Raw genomic sequence first — 12,429 nt, 5'->3', positions numbered from 1 at the left:
CAATTATAAACTTTCCTCATTTTTCTAACCTGCTGATTTTCACAACTCACTCATTGCGGTTTAAAAATAGTTGCTTGCGTAAAGCCGCAACTTAACCGAACAAAAGCAGCCACCATTCGGTGGCTTTTTCTATGCGAACAGAAAGGTTTAGTGGAACAAATACCGCAAACCGAGCTACCCTTGGAAGCGGGAGGCAAAAGTAGGGTTTCTGGGTGTTTGGCCTACATTGAAGGTGTAGCCCTTTACCTGTGCGGCGCCTTTGCCGCGGGTTAGGGTGGTGAGTACACTGCACGTAAATATACACAACCCTTGCTCCTCCTGCTCCTGATTTTCAACATCCCTTGGAGCAAAAAAATTCAACTCCTCGGTATCCTTACCACCACTTCCGTTCCCTGGTCTTCCCGCGAGCCTACATGGATGGTGCCCTGGTGCAGGCGGATGATGTTTTGTGCCAGCGGCAGGCCGATGCCATAGCCGTTGGAGCCCTGCGCATTGGAAGCCCTGAAGAAAGGATCGAAGATGTGGGGCATATCCCTTTCAGGAATGCCGATGCCGCGGTCGCGGATGATGAACAGCACGTGGCGGTCGGTGGCGCCCAGTGCCAGGGTTACCTGCTTGCCGTTGGCATATTTGCAGGCGTTGAGGGTGATATTGGAAATACAGAGCTCCAGCAGCTGGAAGCTGCCCTGTATCTGTATGGTATTGAGGTTGGCGGGCGCCAGGCTGAAGTCGGTTACCAGCTTGCACTCGGGGTAGATGCTGCGGGCCACCTGCTCCACGTTGCGCAGCAGTTCGGCCACCTTGATGGTTTCAAAAGCCAGGCTGCCCCTGAACCCCGACTGGGCCAGTTCCAGCAGGCTGCGGGTGATGTTGCGCAGCTTGCCCGCCTGTGCCAGCACCACCTGCAGGCCCTGCTCGTACTGGGCCACATCGCGGCGGCGCGACAGCAGGAACTCCGTTTCGCCCATGATGGCCGTGAGCGGGGTGTTCAGCTCGTGCGAGGCATTGCTCACAAAATTGTTTTGCGAGGCAAAAGAAGCCTCCAGCCTGCCCAGCATATTGTTGAAGGTGTTGGTGAGTTCGGTGATCTCGTCCTTGCCGTCTTTATGGGGCAGCCGCTTGTTGAGCGAAGTGGCGCTGATATTATTTACCTCCTGCGTAATGCGGCGGATGGGTGCCAGCACCTGCCTTGAAAATACCAGCCCCACCGTTACAATCACCACTATGCTCAGCAGGGTGGCCAGCACCAGGATGGTTTTGAGGTTGTTGAGAAAGTTTCGGGCAAAAGTGTTGACCGCCGAAAGGATGATGACATAATCGCCGGAGCTGTTCTGGTAATAGATGGCTTTGAAAAAACGGTAGTCCTGCCGGTACGAGGCGCCACCATCGCGAAGCACCGCCGTGTAAAATTCAGGCGGCAGCAGCCTGCCATCGGGCTGGCGCATAAAAGCCTCCAGGGTATCGCGGCGGATGATGTGCTCCTGCTCGTTGGGCAGCCTTTGCAGGTAAGCCTTGCGGATCTCCTCGAAAGCCTGCGTATTGGCCTGCCCCGTATCGAGGTTGGCCTTGGCGGCAATGGTGGCCCGCAGCTCCAAGCGGGTATAAAAATCCTGGAAGGCCCTGTTGTAGCTGAAAAAATAGATGGCGCAGCACAGCACCACCACGATGAAGGTGCATACCAGGGTAAAGAGCAGGGTGATCTTAATTTGAATCTTCATACACCTCCTTCAGGATATAACCCATACCCACCACCGTATGGATGATGCGGGCAGCGCCGCCTTTTTCCAGCTTACGCCGCAGGTAGTTGATGTATACATCCACCACCTTGGTGTTCATGTTGAAATCATAACCCCATACCTGCTCCAGCAGGTCCATGCGCGACAGCACCTTGCGGGGGTTGCGCAGGAAATATTCCAGCAGCCGGTACTCGGTAGCTGTTAGCTCAATGAGCTGGCCATTGCGGGTAACCTGTTTTTCCTCCTGGTCCATCACCACATCCGCAAAGCTGCGGGTATTGCGTGCCGGCGTAGCTGCCGCTTCGCCTGCGGGCTGGCGCCGCAGCAGTGAGCGGATGCGGGCTTTCAGCTCACCCAGGTTGAAAGGTTTTATCAGGTAATCGTCGGCGCCGCTGTCGAGGCCCATCACCACGTTATCGGAAGTGCCCAGCGCGGTGAGCATGAGAATGGGTGTTTGCAGGCCCCTGCTGCGGCAGCGCCGGCACAGTTCCATGCCATTAATGCCGGGAAGCATCACATCAAACAGGAAGAGGTCGTAGGAAAATTGGGAGATATATTCCCACGCGGTGGTGCCATCGGGTGCCACCACCACTTCGTATTGGTCTTCTTCAAGGGTACGCTTTACCACCGAAGCTACATTGGGTTCATCTTCTACCAGTAAAAATCGCATGTTAAGGGTTGTAGGCGGTCAAAGTTAAGGTAACAGCCCAAAGGCCCTCCTGGTTGCAGCATTAACAGGATTGCAGGCAAAAAGTGCCGCAGCGCCCGAAAACCTTAGGTTTGTACCAAACCCTTTTATGCAACAGATCACCCCTTTTCTATGGTTCAACGTGCAGGCCGAGGAAGCCGCCCTTTTTTATACCGGTTTGTTCCGCGACAGCAAGATGGGCGGAATCGCCCGTTATGGCAAAAATGCACCCATGCCCGAGGGCACGGCCATGACCGTCAGCTTTACCGTAATGGGCATGCAGTTCATCGGCCTCAACGGCGGGCCGCAGCACCAGTTCACCCCTGCCACTTCGTTCATGGCCAGCTGCCAGAACCAGGAAGAGATCGACCGCTACTGGGCGGCACTTGCCGATGGCGGCAGGGAAATGGCCTGCGGCTGGGTGCAGGACCGCTACGGGCTGTGCTGGCAGATCATACCCCACAACCTGGGCACCCTGATGCAGCAACCCGACCAGGCGGCAAAAGACCGGATGATGCAGGCGCTATGGGGTATGGTGAAGTTGGATATGCAGGTGCTGGAAGATGCTTTTTATGGGAGGTAAGACGGCGTTTATGCAAGGCAAAAGGCAAAACTAAAAAGGCAAAAATGGATAACCCTTTTGCCTTTTTAGTTCAAGACCCGTGCAGCTTTTCTTTCTTTGAACGGGTATGCTGAAGAAGGCAGGAGATGCCGACCTACGTCGGCATGACAAGACCTAAGTGCACTGTCATGCCGAACTTGTTTCGGCATCTCCTGCCATACACAAAATCTCCGGTGAGATAAGGAGATGCCGACATACATCGGCATGACAAGATCTAAGTGCACTGTCATGCCGAACTTGTTTCAGCATCTCCGGCTATACACGGGGTCTTTGGTGAGATAAGGAGATGCTACGTCCACATAGCAACCCGCAAGTGCACTGCATTTGCCTTACTGCGGCCTCACCTTACCCGAACCCGATATGCTGGCGCTGATCAGCGGGTTGCCCCAGTAGTACACCGAACCGCTGCCCGAGATGGTTACATCCAGCCTTTCGGATACACGTACCCGGGTGCTGCCCGAACCGCTGGTGCGGGTGGTGGCCTTGCGTGCCGTAACATTGGTGAGGTCAATGTCGCCGCTGCCGCTGATGCGCAAGCTTTCTTCATCGGCACTGCCCTGCAGCACTTTGATATCCCCAGAGCCGCTAACGGTAGCATCGATATCGCCGGTACTGAGCTGGTCGATGGTAATATCACCCGACCCGCTGATGTCCAGTTCCATATCCGCAGCATTGATATTGCCGGTGGTGCGGATATCACCCGAGCCGCTTACCCGCAGGTTGCGCAGGTCGGGGCTGCTCACCGTAATGGTGATGCCGTCGTGTTTCCACACTTTCTCACCTGTTTCATACCTGATCACCAGCTTGCCGTTGCTTTCATAGGTTTCCAGCGCCCGCAGCACTTCATCCTGCGCCCGCACTTCCATTTTGTATTCATCGGCCTGGCGGTAATTGACATCGGCATTTACCCGCAGGTCGATACCGGAAAAATTACGCACAGAGCGCTCTTCGGTGCGCATGGGCCCATCGGCGGTGATCTTCTGGCAGGAGGCAAAAGCAAGGGTCAACAGGAGGCCTGTGGCGGCCACAAATACTTGTTTCATACAATAAGGTTTTGGGGGTTGTTTGATTGTTTGGGTTGAGGCCACTAAGGCACAAAGGCATTAAGGATGCACTAAGGATTATGTAAGGCCAACTATGCTGCTTTAGGTTGTTCCTGGAGGGTTGTAGCAAAGCTTACCGTGTTTTAAAAACTTCTTCTTTGTGCCTCTTTGCGTCTTAGTGTCTTGGTGGCAAAACATTTAGAATTCGATCTTATAATTCAGCACCGGTATCAGCCCGTTCTGGTAGTTGTTGATCACCTGTCCCTGCTCCGCATCAAACCACTGGTTGAAGGCATTGAGCCTGTTTGTGAGGTTCTGTATATCGAGCGACAGGGTGCTGGTGCGGCGGTCGCGGTTCCAGCGGATGCTCAGGCGCAGGTCGGTACGGAAATAAGGGCTGTTCTGCAGGCTGAAGGCTTCCTTTTCTTTGAAGATGGTATAGCCTTCCTGCTGCGAGCGTGCCACATCGATGGGCGTGGTACGCAGCCCCCCGGCATAAATGGTTTTGATATGGATGCCATAGGTCTTGCGCTGGTTGCTGCGCACAAACTCCTTACCCATCAGCAGGGTGCTGATATGGCCGCCATTGAAGCGGGTGTTGCGCTCCACACCGTCCAGCGCGGTGTACTTCGACTGGTACAACGAATTACTCAGGGTATAATAGAACTGGTTGCTCAGGTATTTTTCCAGCGAAATTTCAACACCATAATTGCGGCCCCTGCCCTTGTTTACCAAAGCTTCGGTGATATAATCGCCCTGGATATTGAGGGTAGAGAAAGTCTTTGCAGGATCGGCGCTAACCGGCACGTTGAACAGCTGCTGGTAGTACAATTCCGTTTTCAGGCGCAGGTTCTTTGCCAGCGCATACTGGTGCGACAATACATAGTGCCGGGCTTTTGTCAGATCCAGGTCTTTATTGGGTTGCACGGGCTTGCCTTCTGCATCGGCGGCCTGCGCAAGGTACACGCCCATGGCCTGTACCTGGCTGTGCTGCCCAAAGCCAAAGGCAAGGCTGCTGCGGCGGCTCATATCCCATTTTACCGATGCCCTGGGCTCAACGGCGGCAGTTCGGTTAAGCAACAACGTGAGGTAGTGCGCACCGGCATTGAAGGTCAGGTTGTCGGCAGGCTTGTACTGCCACTGTGCAAAGCCCTGCACCGTTTGGGTGCCGCCATCGGTATTGATGGTTTCCTTCAGGTCCGCGTTCGGGTTTTCCTTCGAAAGCCGGTAAAAATTAAAACCAATGCGGTTGACGATGGCACCGGCGCGCAAGGTGTGGCGGTTGTTGATGCGGTGGTTGGCCGTGGTGGTAAAGGTCAGCTTGCGGGTGGTATAGGCCTCCTTGTAGCTGGGTACTACCGACAGGTCGTCTTCCACATGTGTTTCGTTGTACCCGATCCGGTTGATGGAATAAGCCAGGGCCGATTTCAGGTGGGTTTTGCTGCCCAGCAGCATGCTGTGCGTGATGCCGCTCATACCGGTGTTGGAAATAAACCGGGACGCATACCGGTCGTAGCTGTGCTCCCACTTGGCGGGGTCGGTTTCGGCTTCATCATCCTGGGAGCTCAAACCACCAAAGCCAAATACCGTGAAGGTGCCCAGGTTGGTGGTAGGCAGGTAAATATTGTAGGAAAGGTCCTGGAAATTGGTGGCGCCGCCGGCTATTTCCACACCCATTTTCTTGAGCAACTGCAGGGTGGAATAGCGATAGTTGATTACGTAGGAACCCTTGTAAAAAGGCGCCGCAATGGGACCTTCCGCAGCGGCGTTCAGTCCCAGCACACCAGCCTGGAACGAGTATTCCCTTTTTTCGTTATTCCCCTTGCGCAGCTTGAGGTCGAACACACCACTGAGGGCATTGCCGTACTCGGAGGCAAAGGCACCGGTAACAAAATCGGAGTTGGAAAGCAGTTGCGCACTGAGGATGGAGATACCGCCACCGCTGCTGCCCGCCTGGCTGAAGTGGTTGGGGTTGGGAATGTCCACGCCTTCCATGCGCCACAACAACCCGGTGGGTGCATTGCCACGGATGATGATATCGTTGTTGCCATCGTTGGCAGCCATCACACCGGGGAAGCCGGTAGCCATACGCAGCGGGTCGTTGATGGATGCGGCGTACTTCTGTGTTTCTTCAACAGTAAATGCACGGGCACTAACGGCGCTCATATCATTCAGGGGGCGGTTGCGTTTGCCCGCCGCACGCAGCACCAGTTCGCGCTCCTGGTGCACCAGCGATTCCATCGCCAGCGTGAGCACCGTTTCCTTGCCGGCAATCACGTTGATATTATCGAGTGCAAGGGGTTTGTAACCCACATGGGATACCTGCAGGTGTTGCTGTCCTACCGGCACATCTGCGAAGCGGAAGCTACCTTGCGCATCGGTGGTAACCTGCCGGTGCAGGGCAGGTATGGAAACAGTGGCGCCGGCTACCGGTGTTTGCAATACCACATCGGTGATGGTGCCGCGTACCTGCTGGGTCATCTGGGCCTGCAGGCTGGTAAGCACCGTGCAAAGCAGCAGTAAAAACAATGCCTGCAAGCAATGAAATTGGATTGCTTTTTTGGACTGGATACTTGCATCACCGGTTGCTGAACGGTGATGAAAAAACGGGAAAGAAGGTACAGCAGTTCCGTTCTTGTTTGGTTTTGGTTGGGGTGTCATTTTATTGCCTTTGTGATAATGACAACCCACTTATTCTTTACCCCTATGTTTTGGAAAATTATTTCTGTTAGGATTTTGTTATCGCGGGGGATGGGCCATGACAAAGCATTTGAATGCAGGGGTACTGTAAAGAAGGCTTCAGTTAATCACCTGCAAGTTTAGCGTATGCATGACCAAAGCTGCACCCAAGCGCAGCGTCATTGCGAGGCGCTGCAACACTTACAATTTTCAGCACACCTGCGCGCCGAAGCAATCTCCTGCCGCTGTAATACATCAAACCAGTACAATTGTGAACCTATAGGTGTAGGGGATTGCTTCAGCGCCGCAAGCTGGTTTGAAATACAGAACAATACTGGCGCTTCGCAATGACGGTACACAAGCACACGGTTGAAGCGGTGCGGCAGTAACACAAGTCAAAGTACCACACACAACGTTACCTGCAACAAGCCACCAGCTAAAAAATACTAAACCCCGCCTGCCAGCCAATCCAGCCCCTGGTATCATCATACAGGTTGTGCGTGCGGTAACTGGATGGGGGAAGCGGGAATCGATAACTGCTATAACCGGCAGTTTGCTCGGTATAGTAGGCATTGAACACAGGGCCGCCGAAAAGCGAAACATACTTGCCCAGTTTGAAATTAAAATTGAGTGCAGCCCTGCCCAGGATATTCACATCATCCCAGTTGCCGAGGTACAGGTAGTTGCCCGTTACCTCGGGGTTGATGGAAAACAAGCGGCCGATGCGCCATTCACTACCCAGGCCATAACCAAAGCTGTAGGCTTTCTGGTCGGGTTGTACATTCATGCCCGCCTGCAGGATATTGTACAGGCGGTGATTGCCTGTTTTAAATGCCGCGTTGAGGTTTGTTACCTCATTGGCCGAAAAGGCCAGCTTATGGTAACCTTTCAACACCACCGTGATCAGGCCGATGCTCAAACCATCGGATGTGTCGGCAATATTGATCAAACCAATCTGTACACCTTTAAGCCTTTTGGCATAGTTGAACACGCCACCAACCTGCACCCCGTGCATATCGCGGTTGGCAATATTGCCCACACCGCCGATCTGCAGGCCGCTTGTTCTTTCCCTGCTGAAATTGCCCACACCACCAATCTGAACACCATGCATAAAACCAGCGGTATGATTGTACACCCCACCAATTTGTACACCGGTAAAATCCTTGCGTACATAGTTGGTAATACCGCCTACCTGCACACCCGCCACGGCGCCCAGCACGGTATTGGTGATGCCACCCACCTGTACGCCCTGTACATTGCCGCCAACAATGTTGAAGAGGCCTGCAACCTGCACATAGCGCGCATCTTTTTTATCGATGTTAAAGAGGCCGCCCACTTCCAAACCATTCACGCCACCCGAGTAGCCACCCAGCACGTTGAGGGAAAAATTGTTGATCACCTGCCCACTCATTTTACCATGGGTACTCAGTCCCGGCGTAAAGGATAACTGGAAAGGCCGGTCGGTAAAAAAGCGTTTGAGGTTGATGGACTGTATGCGTTGTGCAGAGGATACCAGGAACTTGCCCATGGCGGTCTTCTCTACCCTTGCCGAATCCTGCTTGATATAGGTGTACTCGGTAATGCCGGAAGGTGTGGTTACCCGCACCCGCAGCGAGTCGGGAACAAAATAATCTTCGGGCTTGATGATGGTCACATCAGCCGCACCGGCAGGCAATAAGGTTACGGTGATCTGCTGGTTGAACCTGGGTTCAATCACAACGGTAGTGTCTTCATAGTACTCCTTGCTCACGGTAAGTGCGGCCCTGCTTACTTTGTTCTTGAACCGCATTTTGAAATAGCCTTTATCATTGGTAAGGGTAGACAGCAACAGGCGCTTTTCATAAATGCTTGCATTCTGTATCTGCATGCCCGTATGATCATCGAGTACATAACCCGTTACTACGTACTGGTTGTTTTCCGTAACGGCTTTATTGGTAACAATGGTAAGCTTTACCGGTGCCTTGCGGATGATGATGTAGTTGCCGCTTTCGCGAAATTCGTAATCATCGGCAAACAGCTGGTCCAGCACCTGCCGCACCGACCTGTTGGTAGCAGCAATACTCACCAGGCTATCGCGCTTAACGATACTGGAATTATAGGAGAAGTAGAAGTTGCCGCGGTTGCTCAGGATCTCCAGCACCTGGTCGAGGCGCTGACGGTTTACATTCAAAGGCACCACCTTATCGAGGTTGCTTTGTGCCTGCAAACCGGTTATGCACAGGAGTGCCATGAGGAGGGTGAATATCTTGCTCATAATAGTTTTTGTTTGGTTGTAGGGTTTGTTGCACCACAAAGACACTAAGGGACGAAGGAGCACGAAGGATAATAAAGGATTGTTGGATCGACTTTATTTGATAATGCTTTGTCAATCCCGATGCAGCTGACATCCTGGTATAAAAAAGCAGTATTGCTATGCAAGCTTCACCCAATCCCTCCTGTAGAGCGATGACTACAGGAGTGCGTATATACTTTTTGCATTCTTGATTTCCTTCGTGTTTCCTTTGTCCCTTTGAGCCTTCGTGGTTCCAAAAAGTGCTTATTGTAAAACGATCTCCTCGTTTTTGCGCACCACTTCAATGCTGAAGGTTTCGCTGATCACCTGCAACACCTGGTCAAGCGATTCGTTGTTGAAGGTGACGGTGAGCGGCAGGCCCCGCAATTCGTTGCGGCCGATGGTGATACGGGTATCGTAAGCTTCGTTGAGTACTTCCACCAGTTTCCACAAGGGTGTATTGTCGCACACAAATGTGCGGGTACGGTAGTAGTTGTACAACGCGTCTTCAACTGGTGCTTTCTGCAGTACCGAATCCTGGGACGCCACGGCAAGCCTTTCCTTTGGTCTTAGTTCCACCATCTTACCGCCACGGATCACCTGCACGATGCCGGTTTCCACGATCACTTCTGTTTTGCCACCTTCGCTGCGGATATTGAAGGATGTGCCCACCACCCGCACCGTTATATCATTTACAGCAATGACGAATGGCTTTTCCTTATTGGGTGTTACTTCAAAAAAGGCTTCGCCTTTCAATGCAATGGAACGGCTGTCGCCCTTGAAGCGGGATGGGTAGGTGAGTTGCGAATTTTTATTCAGTGTTACTATCGATCCGTCGGGCAGGGTGTCTTTTTTTGCCTCCTTCGTTGTATTGATGGCGAGGCTTTGCACGGGCGCTTCCCTTTGTGTCCACCACCACAGCCCACCGGCCAGGAGGATGAACAGGGCAGCAATACGCATCCAAGAACCCATGCCGTGCATTGTTACCACTGGTGCAGGGGTAGCCGTTTGTGCGTGCAGGCGGGCCTTCATCCGCAGCCAGGCAGCATCGGTATCGACGGCTGTGGCGGCGGCCAGCTTGCGGCTTTCTTCCCACAGGGTTTTGAAGTGGCGGTACTCCCTTTCGTGCTCGGGGCTTTCGGCAATCCATGCCCTTACCTGTGCCTGCTCTTCCGGGCTCGCCTCACCCAGCAGGTATTTCACCAGCAGGTCGTGGATGGTATCGTTAAACTGAGGGCTCACCGGGTAGGATTTAGGGTATTAGCAAACTGGAACCACAGCGTCACTTTCGGCACGGAGTTACACAGCATAACCGTGGATCTTTGTGCACTTGCTGGCTCCGTGGTTCCAATGGATTTTACTGCAAAGAAATTAAGCAGCACCCATATCACCAGCGGCAGCAGGTCGGCCAGCTTTTCGCGAAGGATGCGGAGGGCTTTGCCCATCTGGTTTTCCACCGTTTTTACCGACAGGCCCATGCGGTCGGCGATCTCGCGGTAGCGAAGCTCCTCGAAGCGGCTCAATTGAAAAATGGTGCGGCATTGTTCGGGCAGGTCGTTGAGGGCCCGGTGAAGGCGGCTTTCCAGCTCCTTGGCCTGCATCAGCCGGGAAGGGGTTTCCCTTTGCTCGCCGCCTACGTAAGCCACATGGAGGGCATGGGCCGCCTTTACTTTCTGGTGTTTGAGGTAGTTGAGGCTTTCATTGTTCACGGCCCGGTAGAGGTAGGCTGCCAGCGAGCCGCCGATGCTGAGGGTATCGGCACGCTCCCACACCTTGCAGAAAACGTTCTGCACCATCTCTTCGGCAGCTATGTCATCTTTGAGGATAGAACAGGCATAAGCATGCAGGTTTTTAAAGTGGGTTTTAAAAACCTGTTCAAAAGCAGCTTCGTCGCGCTTTGCCAACAGGGCAATGAGCCTGGTTTCGCTTAGTTCCATGCGCAGCGTTGGATAAGGAGCAGTATGGAGGGCAGCTTGGGACAAGGTTGCTTTTTTATGATGACAACCCAGGAAGCCTTTACCCCTATTTGCCGGGCGCAAATGTTGAAATATTTTTTTGGAAGCTGCAAGCGCAAATGGATGAACGGGCAGGCAGGCCTGTAAAAAGCAAGGGCACCGGGGCACACCGCTGTTGCGGGTGGCCCCGATGCCCTTTGATTGAACTGTTGCTGCACCGCTCCACCGGGTGCAATCATCCATTAAAGCAGGAGGATAAGCAACAGGATGATGATAATGATGGCACCTAACGACAGGTACACGCCCTGGCCCCGGATGGCCTTGGCTTCAGCATTCATTTCTTTCAGCTCTTTCTTGATGTCCTTGCGCTCTTCCTTCGACAGCTTGCTGCGGTCCATCTTCTTGATTTCCTCCACGCGGCGGATCATCTGGTCGATGCGGGCCTGCTGTGCTTCGGTCAGGGGTTTCTTTTCCTTGGGGGTTTCGCTGGCATTAGCGGCAAAGGGCATGGCTGCCAGGTTGAAGAGGAGCACAAGTGCCCACAGGATGTTTTTGCTTTTCATGTACAATGATTTTGGGGAAGCCCATGCAAATTAGCAGCCATGGTGTTGCGGCAATACCCCGCCCTGGCTACAAACGCCCTGCGCATATGGGTAACTGCATTCCACAAACGAAAAAGCCCGGCCGTTATATTTTGTTCAGCATCAACCTCATATTGTGTATGACCTGCCATTCATCCCCCATTCTTTTCCGTCTTTCCTGTCTCTTTCGTCATTCCCGTCTTTTTGGTACACATATGGATAGCCTTCATACCTAAATAGTTGTTATGAAAAGAATGATTACACTACTTGCCCTGGGCATCCTCCTGCACCAGGCAGCATCGGCACAAACGGAAAAAGGCAGTTCATTGATTGGGGGCAACCTGGAAGTAAACACCGCCAAGGACAACTCCTCGATCAACGTAACACCCATGGTGGGTTATTTTTTCGCCAACAATTTCGCGGCGGGCGCCAATATTGGCCTTGACTATTCAAAAACCGGGGATGTGAAATCCACCGGCTTTGGTATCGGTCCTTTTGCCCGTTATTATTTCGGTACTGGTATGCTACGGCCCCTGGTACAAGGCAACCTGAATTTTACCTCCTATAAAACGAAAACACCAACAACTTCCAACAGCTTTACCGGCACCAACTATTTCCTGGGCGGTGGCGCAGCGGCCTTCCTCAACCGCAACGTAGCACTGGAAGGTTTGATCGGTTATGACCATACCGCTTTTGAAAACCAGGATGGCACCGGTGGCCTCAGCCTGAAAATAGGCTTCCAGGTGTACCTGAGCCGTGCACAGGTGGCAGCGGCAACGGGCAGGTAAGAAGGGCGGGTTGCAAGTCGCCGGTTACAGGTAACCAGGCCAACAGCAATTAGGGTCATACTTAT

The 12,429-nt window shown here is 53.2% G+C and carries 10 protein-coding genes; 2 read left to right on the top strand and 8 right to left on the bottom strand.

Features of this window, described 5'->3' with window-relative positions; genetic code table 11:
* Positions 1–356: 356 nt before the first annotated feature.
* Both BUE76_RS03880 and BUE76_RS03875 read right to left on the bottom strand, forming a co-directional pair.
* Entirely contained in the window at positions 357–1,718 is a 1,362-nt protein-coding gene (locus BUE76_RS03880; protein ID WP_073046801.1) for a sensor histidine kinase, read from the bottom strand.
* Positions 1,702–2,406 (bottom strand): response regulator transcription factor, encoded by a 705-nt coding sequence (locus BUE76_RS03875; RefSeq protein ID WP_073046804.1) that lies wholly within the window; start codon positions 2,404–2,406, stop codon positions 1,702–1,704. The genes BUE76_RS03880 and BUE76_RS03875 overlap by 17 nt, the downstream gene beginning before the upstream one ends.
* A 127-nt stretch (positions 2,407–2,533) precedes the next feature.
* Between BUE76_RS03875 and BUE76_RS03870 the strand changes: the two genes are divergently transcribed.
* Entirely contained in the window at positions 2,534–3,007 is a 474-nt protein-coding gene (locus BUE76_RS03870; protein WP_073047021.1) for a VOC family protein, read from the top strand.
* A 368-nt stretch (positions 3,008–3,375) separates the two neighbouring features.
* On the opposite strand, the gene BUE76_RS03865 is transcribed toward BUE76_RS03870, so the two are convergent.
* The 6 genes from BUE76_RS03865 to BUE76_RS03840 form a co-directional block, all read right to left on the bottom strand.
* On the bottom strand, positions 3,376–4,089 hold the full coding sequence (locus BUE76_RS03865; protein WP_073046806.1) for a head GIN domain-containing protein: 714 nt from the start codon (positions 4,087–4,089) through the stop codon (positions 3,376–3,378).
* Positions 4,090–4,287: 198 nt separating this feature from the next.
* Positions 4,288–6,627, bottom strand: coding sequence for a TonB-dependent receptor (locus BUE76_RS03860; RefSeq protein WP_073047024.1), 2,340 nt, complete (start codon positions 6,625–6,627; stop codon positions 4,288–4,290).
* Positions 6,628–7,204: 577 nt separating this feature from the next.
* A complete protein-coding gene (locus BUE76_RS03855; RefSeq protein ID WP_073046808.1) occupies positions 7,205–9,022 on the bottom strand; it encodes an STN domain-containing protein in 1,818 nt (605 codons plus the stop codon).
* Positions 9,023–9,304: 282 nt separating this feature from the next.
* A complete protein-coding gene (locus tag BUE76_RS03850) occupies positions 9,305–10,282 on the bottom strand; it encodes a FecR domain-containing protein (protein ID WP_073046811.1) in 978 nt (325 codons plus the stop codon).
* The gene (locus BUE76_RS03845; RefSeq protein WP_245798412.1) at positions 10,279–11,022 is read right to left on the bottom strand and encodes an RNA polymerase sigma-70 factor; all 744 of its coding nucleotides are present in this window, start codon (positions 11,020–11,022) and stop codon (positions 10,279–10,281) included. The genes BUE76_RS03850 and BUE76_RS03845 overlap by 4 nt, the downstream gene beginning before the upstream one ends.
* A gap of 215 nt (positions 11,023–11,237) precedes the next feature.
* Entirely contained in the window at positions 11,238–11,558 is a 321-nt protein-coding gene (locus tag BUE76_RS03840; RefSeq protein WP_073046817.1) for a hypothetical protein, read from the bottom strand.
* A 263-nt stretch (positions 11,559–11,821) separates the two neighbouring features.
* Here BUE76_RS03840 and BUE76_RS03835 point away from each other — a divergent pair, with 263 nt between their 5' ends.
* The gene (locus BUE76_RS03835; protein ID WP_083596664.1) at positions 11,822–12,364 is read left to right on the top strand and encodes an outer membrane beta-barrel protein; all 543 of its coding nucleotides are present in this window, start codon (positions 11,822–11,824) and stop codon (positions 12,362–12,364) included.
* Positions 12,365–12,429: the final 65 nt, after the last annotated feature.

The sequence above is a fragment of the Cnuella takakiae genome, assembly GCF_001953305.1.
Lineage (GTDB): Bacteria > Bacteroidota > Bacteroidia > Chitinophagales > Chitinophagaceae > Flavisolibacter > Flavisolibacter takakiae.
The sequence above is the reverse complement of the archived record's forward strand: the minus strand, read 5'-3'. Positions and strand labels throughout refer to the sequence as shown.